Origin of the sequence: Pseudomonas sp. PDM24, from assembly GCF_019218905.1 — a bacterium.
Lineage (GTDB): Bacteria > Pseudomonadota > Gammaproteobacteria > Pseudomonadales > Pseudomonadaceae > Aquipseudomonas.
Map to the genome: position 1 here is coordinate 52644 of NZ_JAHUWR010000006.1, position 21945 is coordinate 74588.

Genomic DNA, 21945 nt, shown 5'->3' on the forward strand with positions numbered 1-21945 from the left:
TACCGCAATCTCTGATTTTACGACTGCTGCGCAGCCGAACGCAGGCTTCGCCAGCTGCTACAGATTGCAGTCGGCATCACTTACCGGCCGCTCCCACGGCAAGCGGCCCGGCAGCACAACATCAAGCGTTCTGAGGCGCCGCCTGATCGCTTTCACCTTCCACCTCAAACCACCACGCACTGCCCCGTTGCGGATACATCACGTTGAACGCTTCGCCCATCTGCGGCGTGGTGATCGACACGCTCCGCTCCCAGGCCAACGCCAGAATACGGTCGAAGGGTTCGTACCAGGCGTGCATCGACAGGTCGAAGGTGCCGTTGTGGATCGGCAGCAACCAGCGCCCTTTAAGGTCGATGTGCGCTTGCAGGGTTTGCTCGGGCTGCATGTGAACATGCGGCCACTCGACGTTGTAGGCGCCGGTTTCCATGAGCGTGAGGTCGAACGGGCCGTACTGTTCGCCAATGCGTTTGAAGCCGTCGAAGTAGCCGCTGTCGCCACTGAAGAAGAGCCGCGTGTCACCGTCGATCATCACCCACGATGCCCAAAGGCTGCGGTTACCGTCGAACAGACCACGGCCGGAAAAGTGCTGCGAAGGGGTGGCGACGAATTGAAGGCCATCGACCTCGGTGCTCTGCCACCAATCCAGTTGGCGCACTTTGCTGGCATCGATGCCCCATTTGATCAGGGTGTCGCCCACACCCAGCGGGGTGAGGAAGTATTGCGTTTTGTCCGCCAGTTTGAGCACGGCCTGATAGTCGAGGTGGTCATAGTGGTCGTGAGACAGGATCACCGCTTCAATCGACGGCAGGTCTTCGAGGCTGATCGGTGGCTGATGGAAACGCTTCGGGCCGGCCCATTGCACTGGCGAGGCGCGCTCGGCGAAGACCGGGTCGGTGATCCAGAATTTATCTCGCAGTTTCAGCAGTACAGTGGAATGACCAAGGCGATAGACGCTGTGGTTGGGCGCAGCGATCAACGCTGCCTGGGTCAGGGTTTGCACCGGGACGGGAGCAGACGGACGGGTGTCGCGCGGTTTGTGGAAGATAAAGTCCCACAGAATGCGCAAGGTTTTGCGAAAGCCTTGGCGCTTCACCGGTACATGATTTCGATATTGCCCTTGCGCCTGTCGTGAAGGTTCAGGCGTTGCGGCGTTATCCGCTGGAGAAGTTAAAGTGGCCATGACTGAATGACTCCAGGAAAACCGCAGATTCGCGATTTCCCCCCTTGGGGACGATAGATGGCCAAAGCACGCACGCATCAGCCGCAGATTCTATTTTTTACTGGGCAGGATTAACAAAACATTACACTGCACAGTGTAGTTTCAAGGTTGCATCAAAGCCGTTCGCAAGTAAACTGCCAAGTGTAGTTCTCCCCTTATTTTTGCCTAAGCGTATTTATGACAGCTCCACAACGCCTCACCGATCGTAAACGCGAAGCCATTATTCAGGCGGCGATTGCCGAATTCCGTGCCAACGGTTTCGACATCACCAGCATGGACAAGATCGCCGCCACCGCTGGCGTGTCGAAGCGCACCGTGTACAACCACTTCCCGAGCAAGGAAGAGTTGTTCGCCGAAATCCTCAATCAATTGTGGGCGCGGGTAACGGCCGAACAGGAAACCGCCTACCGCCCTGACCTGCCCCTGCGCGACCAGTTGCGCCTGATGTTGCAGGCGAAATTGCAGATGCTGGCCGATGACAATTTTCTCGACCTGGCACGAGTGGCGATCGCCGCCACCATCCATTCTCCCGAGCGCGCGCAGAACATGGTCACCCGAATGGGCGAGCGCGAAGAAGGCGTGACTGTATGGATTCGAGCTGCTCAGGCCGATGGCCGATTGAAACCGGTCGCACCCGAATTCGCCGCACAACAGGTCCAGGGATTGCTCAAGTCCTTTGCGTTCTGGCCGCAGATCTCCATGGGCCAGCCAGGCTTGTCGCCCGAGATGCAGCACACCGTTGTGGAGTCGGCGCTAGACATGTTCCTGGCCTGTTATCAGCTCTGAATCGGGCTGCAAAAAATGACAATGTCCGCCGCGTTATCGCTGACAGGTCGCTCTGAGTAGAAACACCGAAATGTGTTTCAGAATGAAACTGGCGCTGGAGCTATAGTGAGCCTCAGTCCCAGCGCCATGCAGAGAGCACCATGAGCACCCCGACCCGCGAAACCGAAACCGAAAAAACCGGCCCCGTCGATCACCTGCGCTTCCATCGCCCTCACGCTCATCTGGCGCCCACTTTCGGCACTGACCGTTTTGCCCTGCGCGCCGAGGCCTTTGCACGGTTCTTCGGCACGCCGACTTTTCTCGGCGCCCAGACCCTGATTGTGGTGGTCTGGATTTGCCTGAACTTGTCCGGCGTGACCGATTTCGATGTGTACCCGTTCATCCTGCTTAACCTGGCGTTCAGCCTGCAAGCGGCCTATGCCGCGCCGCTGATTCTGCTGGCCCAGACGCGCCAGGCGGCGCGGGACAAAGCCCACTCAGACGCCGATGCGCGACATCGTGAAGCCTTGGCCGTCGCCAACAGTGAACGTCAGGCCCAAGCCGCGCGACACACCGCGCAACTGTTGGAACTGCTGGAGCAAAACACCCGGCTTACCGAAATCACCAAAACCCTGACCGAGCGTATCGAAAGCCTGACGTCGGAAATGCATCAACACTTCGTAGGCAAAGAGCCACCGAAGGCGTGATCCGACTCAAGGAAACTTCAGCGCGCGCCCCAATTCATCGAACAACGTCACCACCGAGCGCAATGCGCGGCAGTCCGGGCGTGTGAGCAACCACAGTGCCGTGTCGTAACCGTGCAAGGGCTCGGTCAACGGTTGCAGTCCATCACCGATCAAAAAGTCCGGCAACGCCGCGACACCCAGCCCGGCCCGCACTAACTCTGTCACTGACAACATGCTGTTACAGCGATAACCAGGCGTCACGCCAGGCAACTGCTGACGCCGCCATGCGACGGTGGGGTGATCGGGCAGGAAGTCGTCCGGGGCGATCCAGGTCAATGCAGCCAGGTCGTGGGAATCGACTGATTGCAGATAGGCCGCGCTGGCACAGACCCGGTAGGAAATATCCGCCAACCGCCGCCCCACCAAATGTTCGGGCGGTGTGCGGGTCAACCGCAAGGCGATGTCGGCGTCGCGACGGCTGAGGTTGGCGAAGTCGTTGGAGGTGCAGAGTTCAATGGTCAGCGCCGGATAGGACGGCATGAACCGCGCCAGCGCCGGCAACAACAAACTTTGCAGGACTGAATCGGTGCACGTCAGGCGCACCGTGCCGCTGATGATTTCACCGCCCTGCTCCACGCCAATACGCGCCGCCTCCAGCGCTTGTTCGGCGCGTTCAGCCTGCTCGGCCAAGGTCTGCGCCAGCGTGGTCGGCAGGTAACCGGCGCGGCTCTTCTCGAACAGTTGCTGACCCAACGCGGCTTCCAGTCGGCGGACGGCCCGAAACACCGTCGACACGTCGACCTTCAACAACGCCGACGCCCGGGCCAGAGAGCCGCCGCGCACCAGGGCGAGGATAAGGGACAGGTCCGGGTAGTCCAGTCGATAGTGCATCGGTGCATTGATCACTTGGGATAACGCCAATATTGATTGCGTGAACGCCAATTTATAGTGGGTGCCAGGAATCAACAAGCGTCGAGATCACTCATGGAAACCAGCGCCATCCGCATCGCCCTGATCGGCGATTACGACCCACAGGTCACCGCCCACCAAGCCATTCCCATCGCCCTCGGCATGGCTGCCGAACACTCAGGCCAAGACATACAGTTCCAATGGTTGGCCACCGACCGCATCAACGCCGCTACGCCGCTGAATGACTTCGATGGTTTCTGGTGCGTGCCCGCCAGCCCTTATCGCGACATGGACGGTGCATTGCGGGCGATCCGTTTTGCCCGCGAGCAGAAGCGACCTTTCCTCGGCACTTGCGGCGGTTTTCAGCACGCGGTGCTCGAATTCGCCCGCAACGTTCTGGGCTGGAGCGATGCCGAACACGGCGAGACCTCGCCCGACGCGACGCCGGCGTTACTCTCGCCGCTGACGTGTTCGCTGGTGGAAGCCGTCGACAGCATTCATTTGGTTGAAGGCTCGTTGATAGCCAAGGCGTACGAAAACGCTGAAATTCGCGAGGGATATCACTGCCGATATGGTGTGAATCCCGAGTTTGAACGGGAGCTACTGAAACAACAGTTGCACGCGGTTGGCCACGATTCGACGGGAGGGCTGCGGGCGGTGGAGCTAAAAGATCATCCGTTCTTCGTCGCCACGCTGTTCCAACCGGAACGCGCCGCGCTCCAGGGCACTCTGCCGCCGTTGGTCCGGGCGCTGATCGAGGCCTGTGCGAGGCCACAATCATGAGCGCCCAAACGCCTGCAGCGCCTTACTACGCGGTGATTTTCACCTCACTGCGCACCGACGGCGATCACGGTTACGAACAGGCCGCCGAACGCATGGTACAACTGGCCCGGGAGCAACCCGGCTTCCTTGGCGTGGAATCGGCCCGAGGTGCGGATGGGCTTGGAATAACAGTGTCCTACTGGGATAGCGAAGCGGCGATCCTGGCCTGGAAACATCATCCCGAGCACAGTGCGATTCGCGAGCGCGGGCGTTCGACCTGGTATTCGGCGTGTCATGCGCGGGTGTGCCGGGTTGAGCGGGCGTATCTGTTTGAGCAGTGATTGCTGTGGTGTTTTTAGCATCGCCTTCGCGAGCAAGCCCGCTCCCACAGGGGGATCTCCTGCGCGCACAAGATTTGTGCCCAACAGGGATCAAATGTGGGAGCGGGCTTGCTCGCGAAGAGGCCCTGACAGCCAGTACAAAACCCTCAACCCCGCACCAAACTCCTCACCGCCGTAATCTGCGGCACTTCCCGCCGATTCATATACACCCGCAACGGTTCAGTGATGTTGATCCGGTCGTCGATGTTCTGGTCCAGCAGCAACTGGATCAGTTCGCGCTTGAGCGTCATGGTCTGCTCGGGGCCAGGAGCCCAGACGAATTCACTGGTGGGGATGATGCCGTCATCAGCCACGTCCATGCCGAACGAGTCTTCGCTAAAACGAACGATGTACTGGCCGGTCTTGCGATTGAGGCCGACGAAGCCTTTGAGTTGGTCGGCGGCCTGGCAAATGAGCTGGGAAGTGATGCGCATGATAAACCTCACAAAAGGTCGCAAAGGACCGGTGATCGATGGTTTACACGCTGGGCAAGCGAACGGGTTTCCCTCTGCCGGGGAAATTGCCGGAGCCAAGAGTACTGCAAAGAAGCGCACAAATGCGCTGAAAAAACTCCTTTAAACACGTTTATGTCGGTCTGGCGATAGCGCAAGCGGCGCTCAGTTGTTAAAAGATACGTCTTTGAAAACCCATCGCAAAAGGACTTCGAGCATGCCTGTCAACTTCACCAAGAGCGCCTTGCTGCTGAGCCTGATGCTCGGCCTCGGCCAGGCACAGGCCACCAACGAGCCAAGCCCCACCGCACTGGCGACTCGTTTGGGCATTCCGCACCCGGCGGTGATCGCTCACCGTGGCGCGTCTTTCGATGCACCGGAATCCACCGCTGCGGCCTACAAACTGGCCCGTGATCTGGGTGCCGATTACCTGGAATTGGACCTGCAACGCAGCAAGGACGGCGTGCTGTTCGCCCTGCACGACAACAACCTGCAACGCACCACCGACGTCGCCACCAAATTCCCTGAACGCAAGGACAGCCAGGCCAACGAATTCACTATCGCCGAACTCAAAACCCTGGATGCCGGTAGCTGGTTCAACCGCGCTTACCCGGATCGCGCGCGTCCGGGCTACGCAGGTCTGAAGATCCTGACCCTGGATGAAATCATCGACATCGCCCAGGGCAACCCGCTGCACAAGCCGGGCCTGTACATCGAAACCAAAGAGCCGAAGCAGTTTCCCGGTATCGAGCGAGACCTCAAGGAGAAACTCCAGGATCGCGGCTGGCTGAGCCCGGTCGGTTCGAAACTGGCGAAGAGCGAACTGGCGGTCGGCCAGGGCAAAGGCAAAGTGGTGCTGCAAACCTTCGAGAAGAGCAGCCTCGAACTGCTCGAGAAGGAAATGCCGCAAGTGCCGAAAATCCTGCTGCTGTGGGTGGGCGAAGGCAGCATCGAGCCGAAATCCAAAGTGACGTTCGCCGAGTCCGGTGACAAGGACAAAGCGACCTACTACGCCAGGCAGGAGCCAAAAGACAAAGCCGAATTCCAGCAATGGGTCGAGTACGCCAAGGCCCAGGGCGCTATCGGTACCGGCCCTTCGGCCGCACTCACCAAGGGTGGCGATCAGAGCTACTCGGACCTGGTGAAACCGTGGATGAACCAGTACACCCACGATCAGGGCCTGTTGGTGCACGTCTACACCATCGACGATGCGGTGGATTATCAAAAAGTGGCGGATGCCGGGGTCGATGGCGTCTTCACCAACCGCGCCAGCGAACTGCTGAAGTTCTATAAGCGTCCGGCGGCGGCGAGTGTTGCGCAGTTGTTGCAGAACAACGGTTACTGAGTGACGCAAAATACCGAGTGGACAGGCCACCTGTGGTTAGGGCGTGATTATGGTCTGATCCACGGAAAGCTGGGGCGCACTGCGCCCCATGCCCATTACGCCCATCAACTGATCCTGGCCCCTGATCGACCGGTCACCGTCAATCTCGACGGCGTGAACCAAACGGCCCATCGCCTGTTCATCCCCTCTCAAATCTGCCACTCCATTGTCGAGGCGCCGGATGTGGTGTTCACGGTCTATGCAGAGCCACTCATGTTCGACAACCAGATGCTGAACAACGTCGTCTTCAAGGCCGCATTGTCCCTTGAAAGCCTCGACCACGCCGTTCGCCATTGTCCACGCCGATCCCTTGGCGATCCTCGGATCGAGCACGCCTTGTCCACCCTCGACGGGTTGCTGACGACCAAGGTGCTGGCAAGCGCATTGGCTGCCGAGGCACACCTGTCCTTAAGTCAATTGCAACGGCTGTTCGCCAGTCACCTCGGCCTGCCTGTGCGCAGGCTGGTGCTATGGCGGCGACTGCGGCTGTCGATGGTGCTGATCCTGGCCGGCAGCACCGTGACTGACGCCGCGCACGAGGCCGGGTTTGCCGATTCTGCGCACTTCTCCAGGAGTCTGAAAAAGCTCTTCGGCGTGACCGCTCGCCAAGCGTTGCAACACATCGATCTGCGTTTACTGGCTTGATTCAGCGCCGCAACGGCTCAGGTACCGCGGGTTCTTTGCTCAACGACACCGGCCCGAACGGGTCCAGCAGTTGCGCTACGTAGTCCCGAGGGAAGTCTGGTCGGCTGCCGATGCCCAGGTCGCCCTGACGGATTTCATAATCCGCCGTGTAGAACCCGGTCCCCAGAAGCCAGTCCCACAGGTTGAAGAACAAGGCGAAATTCACGTCGCCGGCCTGTCCATATTTCATGTGATGAAAGCGATGCACCGGCGCCCAGGCGAATATCCAGCGCAAGTACCCCAGCTGCATATCGACATTGGAATGTTGCAGCAGCAACTGGATGGCGATGGCAAATGCCAGCAGTGCCGCCACGTCCGGCGGGATGCCCAGCAGCAACAACGGCAACAGCCCCGCAGAGGCTTCCAGCAGTTGATGCAACGGATGCTTCATCAAGCCATTGAAGCCGTATAGCCGTTGAACGCTGTGATGCACCGCATGCAGACGCCACAACCACTGCACGCGGTGGCTGGCGTAATGCATCAGGCTGAGACCGGCGTCGGCGATGAAAATCGCCAGCGCCAGTTGCAACCACAGCGGCCACCCCCTTGGCCATGCCCCGTCGAACGACAGCAGCGCCACCAGGCCCGGTAACGCCAGCAAACCGAGAGCATTCAACGCCTCGTTGACCAACCCGTGAATGATGTCACGAGCGCGATCACCGACCGAGCGATTCCAGCTCACCTCATAGGGTAAAGCCCATTCGGCCAGAAACGACAGGGCCAGGGCTGCGAGAAACAGCGGCAACAGCCACCCCTCTCTTAACCCGGCAACTCCCGTTAGCCAAAGGCTGGCCCCAATAAATCCGCCCCAGAACGCTGGGGCATAGATCCGCGCAAAGATGTATTTCATCACCACCTCCATTGATCGAGGTCGCAGCATGAAAGATTGTCGGGATGACGGAATTGAACAAACGGCGCAATCGAAGCCCGAAACGTTTTTTAAGGGTGAATTAAGTTGCGCGAGCTAACCTGATCCCACTTAAACAGTTCACCCAAGGAAAGAACTTCATGAAAACTTTAACTGCCCTGTTCACCGCTGCTGCCCTGACCCTCACCGCTGGCCTGGCCCAGGCTGACGTTCGCGTCGACCAGATCCCCGAGTTGGTCAAGAGTGGCAAGATCAAACCCCTGGAAGAACTGAACCAGGCTGCCTTGAAGTTGCACCCGGGTGCCACGATTACCGACACCGACCTGGATAACCACTTCAACGGTTACGAATATGAAGTTGAACTGCGCTTGGCTGACGGCACCGAGTGGGACGTGGACTTCGATGCCACTACCGGCAAGGTTCTGAGCAACAAACAAGACACGTGATTCAACTGCAAAAAAGCCGCACGACTTTCGGGTCGTGCGGCTTTTTTGCGTTCGGCGCCAGGCCGTTCGCTGAAGCGACGAACGAAGCCGCGACAATTCGCGCAAGCCCGCTAGAATCCCTCAAAACCATTTGGCATGTTGAAGTAGAGAACCAAGGATATGGGGCAAACAGCGGCAGCAGACATCGCCACAATCGGCCGGATCAGCGCGGTGCCGGCAATTCTTCAGGTGATCAGTGAGCTGACCGGCTTGCGGTTCGCCGCGGTGGCCCGTGTTACCGAAGACTCCTGGACTGCCTGCGCGGTGCTTGATCGACTGGATTTCGGTTTGAAGGTGGGCGACAAACTGGATCTGGTGTCCACCCTGTGTAACGAAGTGCGCCAGTGCCAACGCTCGGTGATCATCGACAAAGCCAGTGAAGACCCGCTCTACCGCGATAACCCCACGCCCCGCACCTATCAATTCGAAAGCTACATTGCCGTGCCGATTTTGCGCACCGACGGACGTTTTTTCGGCACCATCTGCGCCCTTGATCCCAACCCTGCGCCGCTCAAGTCCAGCACGATCCTGAGTACCATGGAATCGTTCGCCCGGATACTCGCGCTGCAAATAGAAGCAGAAGAAACGCTGCAACAGACCGAAGCGGCGCAGGTCAAGGAACGCCAAACCGCCGAACTGCGCGAACAATTCATCGCCGTGCTTGGTCATGATCTGCGCAACCCCTTGTTCGCCATCAGCGCCGGCGCCGAAATGCTCCTGCGTAAACTTTCCGACCCCGCGAATGAGCAGCGCGCCCGGCACATCCTCACCAGCGCCCGACGTGCGACCAAACTGGTGGAAGATGTGCTGGACTTTGCCCGGGGGTCATTGGGCCGAGGCATCCCGGTGAACATCGAGCCATGCCCAGACCTGGGAGATGCGTTGCGGCACGTGATTTCCGAGATCCAGAGCATTCACCCTAAACGCATCATTCAGTCGTCGATTGGCGACCTGAGCAACGTTCATTGCGATCGCGAACGGGTCGCACAGTTGCTCTCCAATCTGCTGGCGAACGCCGTTGTCCACGGAACTCCCGATGACCCGGTCGAGGTCAGTGCGCAGGTCGACGATGGACACTTTGTGTTGAGCGTGAAGAACCAGGGGCTGATTGCCGAAGATGCGCTACCGCATCTGTTCCTGCCCTACTCGAAACCAGCCGGCGGCACACCGCAGGTCGGCCTCGGGTTGGGGTTGTACATTGCCAGTCAGATTGCGCAGTCCCATGGCGGGAAACTGGAGGTGCTATCGACCGAGCAACAGGGCACGACGTTCACCTTCAGCTTGCCCTCACGGGCTTAAGCAAATCCGTGATCGACGGGCACGGCACGAACTTGAGAGTGACTGTGTACCGACTCGGTGACCGAACCGATACACAGCCCATTTCACTAGGCGCTCAACCGCGCTGTCACTTCATTCAACTGCCCCGACAAGCCATGCAGATTGTGGCTGGCCGCTTCGGTGCGCTGCACGTTGTCCAGGTTGGTACTGGCGATGCTGGTGATTTCGGTGAGGTTGCGCGAGATGTCTTCGGCCACTGAAGTCTGTTCTTCAGCGGCGGTGGCGATCTGGCGGTTCATGTCGCGAATGGCCTCCACGGCATGGGTAATGCGCTCGAGCATGGCGCCGGCCTGGGTCACTTGCTCGACGCTTTCTTCGCTGCGCGACTGGCCGCTTTCGATCGCCTGGGCCGCGTCCACTGCGCCGGTTTGCACGGTTTGAATGATCTGGTTGATCTCGATGATCGACGCCGCCGTGCGCTGGGCCAGGCTGCGTACTTCATCGGCGACCACCGCAAAACCACGCCCGGCTTCACCGGCACGGGCCGCTTCGATTGCGGCGTTGAGCGCCAGCAGGTTGGTCTGTTCGGCGATGCCGCGAATCACTTCCAGCACTTTACCGATGCGCCCGCTGTCGGCTTCCAGACGACGGATGACCGTGGCGGTGTTGGCGATTTCGCCGCGCATTTGGGTGATGGTGTGGATGGTGCCCTGCATGACTTTTTCGCCCTGCTGGGCGGACTGGTCGGCGTCATCGGCCGCACGTGCCGCGTCGGCTGCGTGACGCGCGACTTCTTGCGCGGTGGCGGACATTTCGTTCATCGCCGTGGCCACCTGATCGGTGCGGTTGAACTGCTCGTTGGTGCCGCTGGCCATGAGGCCGGCAATCGAGTTCAACTCGCCGCTGGCGCTGTCCAGATCCGTCGCGCTGCGCTGCAAACGGCTGAAGGTTTCGGCGAGGAAATCGCGCAAGGTGTTAGCGGCCTTGGCCAGGTTGCCCAACTCGTCCTGACGGGTGCTGGCCACGCGCTCGGCGAAGCGCCCTTGGCTGAGCTGCGCCACGTAGTCGATCAGTTTGCGGATCGGTTCCACCAGGTTGCGGTTGACCAGCCACAGGCTCAACAGGCCAATCAACAGACCCGACACCAGCATCACAATGATCCCCAACCACACCGTCTGATCGGCGCTGGCGCTGATCAGCTTCGATTGCTCGGTTCCCTGCTTGCGCAACTCACTGACCAACTCGCTCATCTGCTCGCTGGCGGCACGGTCCACGCCCTTGACCGCGTTGTCGCCGGCCGTTGGGTCGGCACCGGCCGCCACGTAGGCATCACGGCCCTTCTGATAGGCCGCACCTAATACACGATGCTCTTCACGCAGGCGTTCGATGCGGGTCTTGAGTTGCGGCTCGATGCCTTTCTGCCCGGCCAGTTCACCGAGGATATCCTGCACGTCGCGCTGGCGGTCCTCGAACTGCTTCCAGTATTTGTCCAGGTTCGCAGGTTCCTTGCCACGCAGCAGAACGTTCTTCCACTCCTGAACCTGCACCTTGAATTGCAGGTTGGCTTCATCGATCAATTGCGAGGTGTGCAACGGACCTTCAATCAGGTTCGCGTAGTTCTGAACGCCATTGGACAGGAAGTGAAAGCAGGACAAAGCGATCAGCAACATCGCCAACAGGCTGCCGCTCAACAGGGCGAGGATTTGCGCTCTCAGGGATTTTTGCAAAAACATCGAGTGATATCTCATGACAGGGAAAAGGCACGCCCAAGGGGCATGCAAGATGTCTGGACATCCCTGTCAGCGACACTGGTTCACCACCAGAATCGGAAGATCAACATCAGCCTCATCGGCGCGCCAGAGCCTTTCTTGAGCGCTCTCCGACGACCGGTAGAAGGTAGATTTGCGGCGCTGTCCAACCGTCACAAAACCTTCAAGTTGCGTTGCGATGATGAGGCTCAAGTGAACCTGTGAAACCCGCGACAGGCGCTTCCTCGCAGCGAGACTTCATGAACCACAGCATCGACCAGCGCCATCGCGATTCCGACCTGTTCGGCCTGCTTTACGGTTTCAGTTTTCGCCCCGGCGAGCGCGGTCGAGAGATCGATTCGGCCAAGGCACTGCACTGCCTGCAACAACCGGACGACAGTGACGAGTTTCTCTGGCTGCACCTGAACCTGGCCCATGCCGCCTGCGAGCGCTGGATGAAAAGTCATCTGGCATTGCCCGATGAATTTTTCGAAGCACTCCACGAAGGTTCTCGCTCGACGCGCATCGAGCATGTCGATTCGGCGTTGCTGGCGGTGGTCAACGACGTGGTGTTCAACCTCAGCAGCATGGTTTCCTCGGATGTCTCGACGCTGTGGGTCTGCGCTCGCAGTCGGCTGATCGTCAGCGCACGCCTGCAACCGCTGCACTCGGTGGACAAGCTGCGTTCGTCGGTGAAGGCCGGTGAATGCTTTCGCTCACCGCTGGAGCTGCTGGTGCATTTGCTGCGCGATCAGGGCGAAGTGCTGACGCAGATCGTGCGCAAAACCAGCCTCAGCGTCGATCAGATCGAAGATGAGCTGCTGTCTTCGCGCCTGTCCACCAACCGCGCTGAACTGGGCGCCAACCGCCGGGTGCTGGTGCGCCTGCAACGGTTGCTGGCGCTGGAGCCAGGATCGTTGCTGCGCCTGCTCAATCGCCCGCCGCAATGGTTGCAGAAGGAGGACGTCAAGGAGCTGCGCAAGTCCACCGAGGAGTTTGCGCTGATCATCAACGACCTCACGGCCCTCGGTGAACGGATCAAGCTGTTGCAGGAAGAGATCGCCGCCAATCTCAACGAACAGAGTAACCGCACGCTGTTCACCCTGACCGTGGTCACGGTGCTGGCGCTGCCGATCAACATCATTGCCGGCTTCTTCGGCATGAACGTCGGCGGCGTGCCGCTTTCCGGTGATCCGGAGGGGTTCTGGATTCTGGTGGCGCTGGTCGCGACGTTTACCCTGATTGCCGGGCGCTGGGCGTTTCGCAAGCGGCAGGATTATTGATCACTGCCATGACCACCACCGCCCCTGTAGGAGCGAGGCTTGCCCGCGAAGAATGCGCTGCGGTCTACCCGAACGACCGCGTTATCGTTCTTCGCGGGCAAGCCTCGCTCCTACAAAGGCGGGTCAGGTTGTGGATTGGATGACTTGACCCAGCCAGTCCATGAACGCTCTGACCCGCAACGGTAAATGCCGTTGTCGGGCATAGAGCAGTGAGACTTCCATGGACGGTGCATTGAACTGCGGTAGCACCGCCATCAGTTCGCCGCTTTGCAAATAGGGCCGCATACCCATCATTGGCGCCTGGATCAAGCCGAAACCTCCCAGGCACGCCGACTCATAACCGTCGGTGTTGTTCACCGTGATGCTGCCCGCCATCGGCAGGCGATGCAGCTTGCCCTCCTCTTCGTACAGAAAACCTTCCGACCGCGCGCCCAATACACCAACGTAATGGACCAGCCGATGCTGTGCCAGGTCTTCGAGTCGTTCGGGCACGCCATAGCGCTGCAAATAGGCGGGGCTGGCGCAGTTGACCATGGCGAAGTCGCACAAGTGGCGCGCGACTACCGATTGATCCGGTTGCGCACCGACCCGCACCACACAGTCAAACCCTTCGCTGAGTAAATCGACCCGGCGATCGGTGCTGCTGATTTCGAGCTCCAGATGGGGGTGCTGCGCCATGAATTCGGGCAGACGCGGCATGACCACCCGACGGGCGAGGATGTTGGGCATGTCGATACGAATCCGCCCGACGAGCGAGGCCTCGTCCTGGCGAAACAGCCCTTCGATTTCGTCCATGTGCGAGAGCAAATCCTTGCTGCGCTCGTACAACACCAGACCGTCCTGCGTCGCCTGAACCTTGCGCGTGGTGCGCTGCAGCAGACGCGTGCCCAGTAGCGTTTCCAGGGCCTGGACGTGCTCGGACACCGTGGACCTGGGCAAGCCCAGGCTTTCACCCGCCAGGGTAAAACTCGACATTTCGCTGACGCGAACGAAGGTGCGCAGCAGTTCCAGTTTGTTCATGGGCCGACCTTCTATTGTTCGGATTAACCGACCAGTGATTCCGATTCCAGCCTGTTTATCACCATGAGGCGGATAAATAAACTTTCTCCACATCATCACTCACTGCTCTGAGGACATCCCATGAACCGTAAAATCGCATTGATCACCGGCGCCAGCCGCGGTCTTGGCAAAAGCACCGCCCTGCATCTGGCAGCGCAAGGCATCGACATCATCGGCACCTACAACAGCCAGGCTGGCGATGCGCAGGCACTGGTCGCGGAGATAGAAAAACTCGGTGGCCGCGCCGCCATGCTGCAACTCGACGTCGGCCAGAGTGAACACTTCGCCGATTTCAGCACCCGGGTTGGAGAGGTGTTGCGCGAACACTTCGACCGCCAGCATTTCGATTTCCTGATCAACAACGCAGGCGTCGGCATTCACGCGAACTTCGTCGACACCACGGTGGCGCAGTTCGACTTGTTGATGAACGTCCATTTGAAGGGACCGTTTTTCCTCACTCAAAGCCTGCTGCCGTTGATGGCTGACGGTGGGCGCATCATCAATATTTCCAGCGGCCTGACCCGCTTCAGCCTGCCGGGTTATGGCGCCTACGCGGCGATGAAGGGCGCGATGGAAGTGCTGACGCGCTACCAGGCCAAGGAACTCGGTGCGCGCAATATTGCGGTGAATACGCTGGCACCGGGCGCCATCGAAACCGATTTCGGCGGTGGGACAGTGCGCGATAATAACGACGTGAACAGCTACGTCGCCGGCAATACAGCGTTGGGTCGTGTAGGTAAACCTGACGATATCGGGGGCGCGATTGCGTTGCTGTTGGCGCCGGGTGGCCAGTGGATCAACGGGCAGCGCGTCGAGGCTTCGGGGGGGATGTTTCTGTAAGCAAAGATCAAAAGATCGCAGCCCCAGGCTGCGATCTTTGCTTTTACCCTTCCAAAGCCCTGCGCACCATCAACCGCTCACGCACCACGTCGTAGCCCCAGTGATAGACGTAGGTGTATGGCAGGAAAAACAGCAGCACACCGATATCCAGCAGGAACGCCTGCCACAGGCTGACCTTCAGCCACCAGGCAATCAACGGCACGCCGAACGCGACCAGGCCGCCTTCGAACAACAGCGCATGGACCACACGCACCCAAGCGTTATGCACAATCGCAAAGCGTTTGAGCAACCGGTCGAACAGGCCGTTGAAGACCACGTTCCAGGCCAGCGCAAGGGCTGCAATGGCCATGGTGACCGCGCCCATTTCCAGCATGGGCTTGTCCATGATCCAGGCCAGCAGCGGAGTACAGATCAATATCGCCAGCAGTTCGAAACCGATGGCTTGGAAAATTCGTTCAGTGATGGATTTGTTGGCGTTCATGGCCAGGCTCCCTGAGTGACTATGGTTGCCATGATCCGTGATCACACCGATACTTCATAACCAATAACCATCGATCAAGGCGATAGTTAATGGCTTCCCACGAAGTGCTGCTGGCGTTTGTCCAGGCGGCGACTCAAGGCTCGTTTTCTGCTGCGGCGCGCAAGCTCGGCCGCAGTCAGTCGACCATCAGCGCCGCCGTGGCCAGCCTGGAAATCGACCTGAACCTTGTCCTCTTCGACCGCAGCAGCCGCAAGCCGAGCCTCACCCCAGCCGGGCATGTCATGTTGCAACGGGCCGAAGAGATTCTGGCCGCCATCAGCCGTCTGGAAATGACCGCCAGCCAACTGTCCCAAGGCGTCGAGCCGAAGCTGACCGTGGCGATTTCCGACACTTACCAGTCCGACCGTTTTGAAGCGGCGCTCAGTGCTTTTGAGCAGCGCTATCCAGACCTGGAATTGGAATGCCTGATCGCTGAATGTGATGACCTGGTGGCACTGGTGCAACGCGGCCGAGCGCATGTTGCCTTCGCCGAGATGCAGGACAGTTACCCACCAGACCTGGTCAGTTCGACGGTGGACGAGCGCACGGAAATCGCCCTGTTCGTGTCCCACGCTCACCCGTTGGCGAAACTGAATGACATCGATCAGGACGTGTTGCAACAGCACCGCGAGCTGCGTCTGGCGACGATCGTCAATCCGTATGAAAACCGGGCGAAGGGGCGTGTCTGGTCGGCACCGAGTTACCTGATGTTGCTGGAAATGGCCCAGGGCGGGTTCGGCTGGGCACCGTTGCCTCGGTGGTTGGTGGGGCGGTTCGGGGCCGGGTCATTGATGGAACTGAATGTGCGCGGCTGGCCGAAAGCGGTGTACGTCGATGCCCTGTGGTCACGCCTGCATCCGCCGGGGCCGGCGGGGAGTTGGTTGCTTGGCAAGATGTTGGAGTGAAGGTCTTGCGGGCCCCTTCGCGGGCAAGCCTCGCTCCTACAGATTCGGGTCGAATCGCAGAGGTGTGATCAACTCAATCCTGTAGGAGCGAGGCTTGCCCGCGAAGGGGCCAGCAAGATCACATCACTCCAACGCCCGCAGCCGCCCCTCAATAAACCGCCGCTCCGGCACCTGCTGCGTCAATTCCAGCGCCCGCTCATACGCCGCTCGCGCCTCTTCCACCCTCCCCAACTGCCGGTAAAACTCGGCCCGCGCCGAGTGCGCCAGGTGGTAATCCAGCAATTCGCCCCGCGCCAGAATCCCTTCGATCAGCAGCAACCCCGCCAATGGCCCATCGCGCTTGGCCAGCGCCGCCGCACGGTTGAGTTCGATCACCGGCGACGGCACGGCCCGCAGCAGCACGTCATACAGACCGACAATCTGCGGCCAGTCCGTCTCCGCGGCCGTCGGTGCTTCGGCATGCACCGCCGCAATCGCCGCTTGCAGGCAATAAGGCCCGAAGCGCCGCATTGTCAGCGCCCGTTCCACCAATGCACAGCCTTCGGCAATCAGCTCGGCATCCCACAACGAGCGATCCTGTTCATCCAGCAAAATCAGTTCACCGCTCGATGAGGTCCTGGCCGGACGTCGGGACTCATGCAACAGCATCAGCGCCAGCAACCCCATCACCTCCGGTTCGGGGAGCAATTCCATCAACAACCGACCGAGACGAATCGCTTCACGCGTCAGGTCTTCGCGGGTCAATTCGTTGCCGATAGACGCCGAGTAGCCTTCGTTGAACACCAGGTAAATCACCCGCAGTACGCTGTCGAGACGCTCGGGCAGTTCCGTCAGGGTGGGCACCTGATAAGGGATTTTCGCGTCACGAATCTTCGCCTTGGCCCGCACGATGCGTTGGGCGATGGTGGCCGGCGCCGAGAGAAAGGCCCGGGCGATTTCTTCGGTGGTCAGGTCACAGACTTCGCGCAGGGTCAACGGCACTTGAGCGTCCGCCGCCAGTGCCGGGTGACAACAGGTGAAGATCAGCCGCAGGCGATCGTCTTCCACATCTTCATCACTCCAGTCAGCCTGCTCCAGCGCTTCCAGTTGAGCGATCAACATCGGCCGGGACGCATTAAAACGCGCACGCCGGCGCAACACATCGATGGCCTTGAAGCGCCCGGTGGACACCAGCCAGGTGCGCGGATTGTCCGGCACACCGTCACGCTGCCAGCGCTCGACCGCGACGAAGAACGCCTCGTGCAGCGCTTCTTCGGCGAGGTCGAAATCTCCGAGCAGACGGATCAAAGTCGCCAGAATCCGCCGCGAATCTTCGCGGTAGACCTGCTCGACTCGCGCCTGTACCGACTCGCCAGGCATCAGTACGGCATACCTTCGACGGGCATTCGTTGCAGGGGTGGCAGACGCATGAAAGAACTCCTGTTGTGCTGGTTATTCAGGGATTGAGCTGGCGAACGGGCCGCACCTCGACACAGCCGACCCGGGCCGCCGGGATGTTGCCGGCGACCTGGAGGGCTTCATTGAGGTCCTTGGCATCGATCAAATAGAAGCCAGCCAATTGCTCCTTGGTTTCAGCGAACGGGCCATCGGTGATCGACATCTTGCCGTTGCGCATGCGCACGGTGGTCGCGGTCTGCACCGACTCCAGCGCTTCGGCGGCGAGCATCCGCCCACTGCCCTGGATCGACTCGGCGTAGGCCATGCACTCAGCGTCATTGGGGCTTTCGGGCAGCGAGTGCAACTCGTGCTCGTTGCTGTAGACCAGGCATAAATACTTCATGGGGGCTCTCCATTTCTTGGGGACTGTGCCCTGATCGAACGGATCAACTATGGCTGCAGATGGGCGCTTTGGCGCTGCTTTCCGATAAACAGCCCGGCGAATCGGACCGACTATCAAGGTTCCAGATTGAACAGCACCGCGCCGCTCGTCATGTCGAACGGTGCCGACCAGTGTTCGTGAACGATCTGCCATAGCCCCGCTTCCTGGCGGTAGCACGCGGTGACGCGCATCCAGCAGGCCTGGGTTTCACCCTTTTCATTGGTGCCGCCGCAATGCGCCAGCCAGTGCGCGAAAGCGATCTCCTGCGACGGCACAATGTCGATCTCGTGGAACTCGAAAATATGCGGGCCAGGGCACATCTCCATGCATTCCTGCCAATGCGCACGGTAGGCCGCCTTGCCCTTGAATTGCAGGGCTTTGACCGCGTCGAAGGAGACGATGTCGTCGGCGTACAGGTCCATGACCTTTTCCACGTCCTTGGCGATGACCGCCTGACGATAGTTCTCGATCAGGTTATGAATTTGTGTCCGAGCATTCATGATGGTTCTCCGTGGTTTTTTTGTTGAAGACACCCTTAGTCGTCTGGCGAACAGCCAAATCGACAACCGAAATAAAAATAATCCATGGGAGCAAATTCGCTAGAATCCGAGGCTCATTTCCGTTGGAAAAAGGACACTCCAGTGACAGCCCGACTCGTGCCTTACGAAAGCCTGAACGCCCTGCAGCGTGAACAGGTCGAGGCGATCGAAATCCACGCCGAACAAATCAAATTCTCCGGCGACATTCATGGTGCGTTGCATACTTTGCTGTCCAAGCCTGGCCCTGGCGTCAAAGGCTTCGCGCTGCTGGTGGAGGATGTTCCGGTAGCCTTCCTGCTGCTCAAGCGCCCGCCGGTGCTGCCGGCCTGGGCCGACGAACACAGCGCTACCTTGCACGCCCTGCAAGTCGATCGCCGCGCCCAGGGCAAAGGCTATGGCAAAGCCTGCCTGCAAGCCCTGCCCGAGGTTGCGCGCCAGGCCTGGCCGGAAATCAAAGGGCTGGAGTTGTCGGTGGATGCAGACAATGAGTCGGCCATCGCGCTGTATGCCAAATATGGCTTTGTCGACAGCGGCGAAGCGTACAAAGGCCGGATCGGTTATGAACGGCGGATGGGGCTGATTTTCTGATTCGTAGAGGGATGAACGATGTTGAATTCAATCGAAGCGCTGGAAGCGATCTACGGCCTGCCCCATGACCGCGCGGTGCGTAAGCAGATCCCGTTTCTGAACGAGGACTATCAAGCGATGGTCCGCGCCTCGCCACTGGTGATAATCAGCTCGGTCGGCCCCGACGGCCTGGACGGCTCGCCGCGTGGCGATACGCCGGGTTTCGTGCGGATTATCGATGAGCGCATGCTGGCGATTCCGGATCGACCGGGCAACAACCGCATCGACACGCTGCGCAATGTCGTGCTCGATTCGCGGGTATCGCTGCTGTTCATCATCCCGGGGATCGGCGAGACACTGCGGGTCAACGGCACAGCGCAGATCAGCGCCGAGCGCGAGTTGCTGGAGAGTTTTGCAGTCAATGGCAAACCGGCGCGCACGGTGATGCTGGTGACGGTGCAAGCGGCGTATTTCCACTGCTCGAAAGCGATTGTGCGTTCGGATCTGTGGAACCCGCACAAACACCTCGAACGCTCTGCGCTGCCGACCGCCGGGGCGTTTCACAAGCGCCTGAACGATGGGCAGTTCGATGCCGAAGCGTATGACCGGGAAGCACCGGCGAGAGTGCGGGACAGTCTCTACTGATCACCTGACACCACCATTCAATGTGGGAGCGGGCTTGCTCGCGAAAGGGCCATCACATTCAACATCAATGTTGGTGACAGACCGCCTTCGCGAGCAAGCCCGCTCCCACATTAGACCTGCGATAACCGCCACAACCCTTTAGACACAGGCTCCGGCGGTTTTTATGGTCACTGGAATTTCATTCAAACCCTGCTGTACTCAGCAAAGGTTCTGGAGTAGTCCATCTGCTGGATGCACAACGACAGTGTTATCTCGACAGGGAAACTCGCTATGTCTTTGTTCAAACGTTCGGCTACAGAATTGGTAGGTACGTTCTGGCTGGTGTTGGGGGGTTGCGGCAGTGCGGTCCTGGCGGCGGCGTTTCCAGACGTAGGGATCGGTTTGCTGGGGGTGTCCCTGGCATTCGGTTTGACGGTGCTGACGATGGCCTTCGCTATTGGCCACATTTCGGGCTGCCATCTCAACCCTGCGGTTTCGGTCGGGCTGGTGGTCGGCGGACGATTCCCTGCCAAAGAACTGCCCGCCTACATCATCGCCCAAGTGATCGGCGGGATCATCGCAGCGGCTCTGCTGTACTTCATCGCCAGCGGCAAACCCGGCTTCGAACTGGCCAGCGGCCTTGCATCCAATGGCTACGGCGAACACTCGCCAGGCGGCTACTCGATGGCGGCGGGGTTTGTCAGTGAACTGGTGATGACCGCCATGTTCATCCTGATCATTCTCGGCTCCACCGACAAACGCGCCCCGGCCGGGCTGGCGCCCATCGCCATCGGCCTGGCGCTGACCCTGATCCACTTGATCTCGATTCCGGTCACCAACACCTCGGTAAACCCGGCCCGCAGCACGGGCCCGGCGCTGATTGTCGGCGGTTGGGCGATTCAACAACTGTGGCTGTTCTGGCTGGCGCCGATTCTGGGTGCGGTCATCGGCGGTGTGATGTATCGCTGGCTGGGCAAAGAAGACAGCTGACAAGGGACATAACGCGAAGATCAGCCTTGCCGGTAAGGCAAGGCAGTCTTCGCTTCTTCTGCATACCCCATGACCCCGACCCGCTCACGCTCAAGGAAGTCTTTCACCGCCGCCTTCAAGCCCGGGTGTCGCAGGTAATGCCAGGAATGGGTGATCACCGGCTCAAAGCCGCGAATCAACTTGTGCTCGCCCTGAGCGCCGGCGTCAAAACGCTGAAAGCCGTTGGCAATCGCGTAATCCATGCCTTGATAGAAACAAGTCTCGAAATGCAGACGATCGAACTCCGCCAGGCAGCCCCAGTAACGACCGTAAAAGCTGTCGCCCCCGACCAGACTGAAGGCCATGGCCACCGGTCGTGAGCCCTGTTTAGCCAGCACCACACGAATCGATTCCGGCATGCGCTCGGCCAATAGACTGAAAAATTCCCGGGTCAGATACGGCGTTTGCCGACGCACCGCGTAGGTATTGGCGTAGCAGGCATACACAAAGTCCCACTGCGCCTGATCCAGTTGCCGTCCTTCCAGCCATTCGAAGTCGATACCCTGCCCGGCCACTTGCTCACGCTCCTTGCGCATTTGCTTGCGCTTGCGCGAACTGAGGGCGTCGAGGAAGTCCTGAAAATCCCGATAGCCGCGATTCTGCCAGTGGTACTGACAGCCAATGCGCTGCAACCAGCCTGGCTGTTCGGCCAATGCCGCATCGGTGAATGGATCGGTGAAGTTGATATGGGCGCTGGAGAGTCCTTCGATTTCCAGATAACCCGGCAGGCTCTGCAGGAGTTCGAAACCGTCCTCGATCGTCGCCGCCAGCAATCGCGGCCCGCTGACCGGGCTGAACGGCACCGCCGTCAACAGTTTGGGGTAGTAGTCGATGCCGGCACGCTCACAGGCTTCAGCCCAGGCATGGTCGAACACGTACTCGCCGTAGGAATGCCATTTGCGGTAACTGGGCAGCGCGGCGATCAGACGATCGCCTTCGATATGCAACAAATGCTCGGGCTGCCAGCCGGAATGCGGGCCGAGGCTGGCGCTGTCTTCCAACGCACTCAGAAAGGCATGGCGCAGAAACGGCTGAGTTTGCGGTACCAGCGCGTCCCAGGTGTGCGGCGCGATTTCGGACAGACTTTCCAGACGTTGCAGCGGCATCAGTATCCCCGACCATCATTTTTCTACAGATGGG

The 21945-nt window shown here is 59.7% G+C and carries 25 protein-coding genes; 14 read left to right on the top strand and 11 right to left on the bottom strand.

Going from position 1 to position 21945, the window contains the following annotated elements; translation table 11 throughout:
* Window positions 1-121: 121 nt before the first annotated feature.
* A complete protein-coding gene (locus KW837_RS19720) occupies window positions 122-1180 on the bottom strand; it encodes an MBL fold metallo-hydrolase (protein WP_218398083.1) in 1059 nt (352 codons plus the stop codon).
* Between the two features lie 216 nt (window positions 1181-1396).
* Here KW837_RS19720 and KW837_RS19725 point away from each other — a divergent pair, with 216 nt between their 5' ends.
* Window positions 1397-2005 (top strand): TetR/AcrR family transcriptional regulator, encoded by a 609-nt coding sequence (locus KW837_RS19725; RefSeq protein WP_192344412.1) that lies wholly within the window; start codon window positions 1397-1399, stop codon window positions 2003-2005.
* A gap of 140 nt (window positions 2006-2145) precedes the next feature.
* Window positions 2146-2691, top strand: coding sequence for a DUF1003 domain-containing protein (locus KW837_RS19730; RefSeq protein ID WP_192344411.1), 546 nt, complete (start codon window positions 2146-2148; stop codon window positions 2689-2691).
* A gap of 6 nt (window positions 2692-2697) precedes the next feature.
* Here KW837_RS19730 and KW837_RS19735 read toward each other — a convergent pair whose 3' ends face one another.
* Window positions 2698-3639 (bottom strand): LysR family transcriptional regulator, encoded by a 942-nt coding sequence (locus KW837_RS19735; RefSeq protein WP_218398085.1) that lies wholly within the window; start codon window positions 3637-3639, stop codon window positions 2698-2700.
* Window positions 3640-3654: 15 nt separating this feature from the next.
* Between KW837_RS19735 and KW837_RS19740 the strand changes: the two genes are divergently transcribed.
* Together KW837_RS19740 and KW837_RS19745 are read left to right on the top strand one after the other, a co-directional pair.
* Window positions 3655-4362 carry a CTP synthase gene (locus KW837_RS19740; protein ID WP_218398086.1) on the top strand — a complete coding sequence of 236 codons (708 nt, stop codon included), beginning with the start codon at window positions 3655-3657 and terminating at the stop codon, window positions 4360-4362.
* A complete protein-coding gene (locus tag KW837_RS19745) occupies window positions 4359-4682 on the top strand; it encodes an antibiotic biosynthesis monooxygenase (protein WP_218398088.1) in 324 nt (107 codons plus the stop codon). The genes KW837_RS19740 and KW837_RS19745 overlap by 4 nt, the downstream gene beginning before the upstream one ends.
* Before the next feature lie 146 nt (window positions 4683-4828).
* Here the strand turns inward: KW837_RS19745 and KW837_RS19750 are convergent, their stop codons facing one another.
* Window positions 4829-5155: a DUF2025 family protein gene (locus KW837_RS19750; RefSeq protein ID WP_030132586.1), complete on the bottom strand. Its 327-nt coding sequence runs from the start codon at window positions 5153-5155 to the stop codon at window positions 4829-4831.
* Window positions 5156-5390: 235 nt separating this feature from the next.
* Between KW837_RS19750 and KW837_RS19755 the strand changes: the two genes are divergently transcribed.
* Window positions 5391-6518 (top strand): glycerophosphodiester phosphodiesterase, encoded by a 1128-nt coding sequence (locus KW837_RS19755; protein WP_218398090.1) that lies wholly within the window; start codon window positions 5391-5393, stop codon window positions 6516-6518.
* Complete coding sequence (locus KW837_RS19760) at window positions 6519-7202, top strand: helix-turn-helix domain-containing protein (RefSeq protein WP_218398092.1); 684 nt, start codon at window positions 6519-6521, stop codon at window positions 7200-7202.
* 1 nt (window position 7203) lies between these two features.
* Here KW837_RS19760 and KW837_RS19765 read toward each other — a convergent pair whose 3' ends face one another.
* Window positions 7204-8091 (bottom strand): sterol desaturase family protein, encoded by an 888-nt coding sequence (locus KW837_RS19765; RefSeq protein ID WP_218398094.1) that lies wholly within the window; start codon window positions 8089-8091, stop codon window positions 7204-7206.
* A gap of 158 nt (window positions 8092-8249) precedes the next feature.
* On the opposite strand from KW837_RS19765, the gene KW837_RS19770 reads away from it, so the two are divergent.
* Window positions 8250-8555 (top strand): PepSY domain-containing protein, encoded by a 306-nt coding sequence (locus KW837_RS19770; protein WP_123495750.1) that lies wholly within the window; start codon window positions 8250-8252, stop codon window positions 8553-8555.
* Between the two features lie 159 nt (window positions 8556-8714).
* Window positions 8715-9893, top strand: a complete 1179-nt coding sequence (locus KW837_RS19775) for a GAF domain-containing sensor histidine kinase (protein WP_218398097.1) — start codon at window positions 8715-8717, stop codon at window positions 9891-9893.
* An 86-nt stretch (window positions 9894-9979) separates the two neighbouring features.
* On the opposite strand, the gene KW837_RS19780 is transcribed toward KW837_RS19775, so the two are convergent.
* Window positions 9980-11605 (bottom strand): methyl-accepting chemotaxis protein, encoded by a 1626-nt coding sequence (locus tag KW837_RS19780; protein WP_218398099.1) that lies wholly within the window; start codon window positions 11603-11605, stop codon window positions 9980-9982.
* Window positions 11606-11880: 275 nt separating this feature from the next.
* On the opposite strand from KW837_RS19780, the gene KW837_RS19785 reads away from it, so the two are divergent.
* The gene (locus KW837_RS19785; RefSeq protein WP_008071907.1) at window positions 11881-12903 is read left to right on the top strand and encodes a transporter; all 1023 of its coding nucleotides are present in this window, start codon (window positions 11881-11883) and stop codon (window positions 12901-12903) included.
* A gap of 123 nt (window positions 12904-13026) precedes the next feature.
* On the opposite strand, the gene KW837_RS19790 is transcribed toward KW837_RS19785, so the two are convergent.
* Entirely contained in the window at window positions 13027-13923 is an 897-nt protein-coding gene (locus KW837_RS19790; protein WP_218398101.1) for a LysR family transcriptional regulator, read from the bottom strand.
* A gap of 120 nt (window positions 13924-14043) precedes the next feature.
* On the opposite strand from KW837_RS19790, the gene KW837_RS19795 reads away from it, so the two are divergent.
* Complete coding sequence (locus KW837_RS19795) at window positions 14044-14802, top strand: SDR family NAD(P)-dependent oxidoreductase (RefSeq protein WP_218398103.1); 759 nt, start codon at window positions 14044-14046, stop codon at window positions 14800-14802.
* 43 nt (window positions 14803-14845) lie between these two features.
* On the opposite strand, the gene KW837_RS19800 is transcribed toward KW837_RS19795, so the two are convergent.
* Complete coding sequence (locus KW837_RS19800; protein WP_218398105.1) at window positions 14846-15283, bottom strand: multidrug/biocide efflux PACE transporter; 438 nt, start codon at window positions 15281-15283, stop codon at window positions 14846-14848.
* A gap of 89 nt (window positions 15284-15372) precedes the next feature.
* Here KW837_RS19800 and KW837_RS19805 point away from each other — a divergent pair, with 89 nt between their 5' ends.
* Entirely contained in the window at window positions 15373-16227 is an 855-nt protein-coding gene (locus KW837_RS19805; RefSeq protein ID WP_218398107.1) for a LysR family transcriptional regulator, read from the top strand.
* Between the two features lie 123 nt (window positions 16228-16350).
* Here KW837_RS19805 and KW837_RS19810 read toward each other — a convergent pair whose 3' ends face one another.
* The 3 genes from KW837_RS19810 to KW837_RS19820 form a co-directional block, all read right to left on the bottom strand.
* Window positions 16351-17586, bottom strand: a complete 1236-nt coding sequence (locus tag KW837_RS19810) for an RNA polymerase sigma factor (protein ID WP_218398109.1) — start codon at window positions 17584-17586, stop codon at window positions 16351-16353.
* A 76-nt stretch (window positions 17587-17662) separates the two neighbouring features.
* Complete coding sequence (locus KW837_RS19815; protein WP_192344398.1) at window positions 17663-18007, bottom strand: YciI family protein; 345 nt, start codon at window positions 18005-18007, stop codon at window positions 17663-17665.
* Window positions 18008-18120: 113 nt separating this feature from the next.
* Window positions 18121-18546, bottom strand: coding sequence for a nuclear transport factor 2 family protein (locus KW837_RS19820; RefSeq protein ID WP_218398111.1), 426 nt, complete (start codon window positions 18544-18546; stop codon window positions 18121-18123).
* 141 nt (window positions 18547-18687) lie between these two features.
* On the opposite strand from KW837_RS19820, the gene KW837_RS19825 reads away from it, so the two are divergent.
* The 3 genes from KW837_RS19825 to aqpZ all read left to right on the top strand — a co-directional run bounded on the left by KW837_RS19825 (window position 18688) and on the right by aqpZ (window position 20766).
* A complete protein-coding gene (locus KW837_RS19825) occupies window positions 18688-19173 on the top strand; it encodes a GNAT family N-acetyltransferase (RefSeq protein ID WP_218398113.1) in 486 nt (161 codons plus the stop codon).
* A gap of 18 nt (window positions 19174-19191) precedes the next feature.
* Complete coding sequence (locus KW837_RS19830; RefSeq protein WP_218398115.1) at window positions 19192-19797, top strand: pyridoxamine 5'-phosphate oxidase family protein; 606 nt, start codon at window positions 19192-19194, stop codon at window positions 19795-19797.
* Between the two features lie 270 nt (window positions 19798-20067).
* Window positions 20068-20766 carry an aquaporin Z gene (aqpZ, locus tag KW837_RS19835; protein ID WP_008071923.1) on the top strand — a complete coding sequence of 233 codons (699 nt, stop codon included), beginning with the start codon at window positions 20068-20070 and terminating at the stop codon, window positions 20764-20766.
* Between the two features lie 20 nt (window positions 20767-20786).
* Here aqpZ and KW837_RS19840 read toward each other — a convergent pair whose 3' ends face one another.
* On the bottom strand, window positions 20787-21911 hold the full coding sequence (locus KW837_RS19840; protein WP_192344393.1) for a GNAT family N-acetyltransferase: 1125 nt from the start codon (window positions 21909-21911) through the stop codon (window positions 20787-20789).
* Between the last annotated feature and the right edge of the window lie 34 nt (window positions 21912-21945).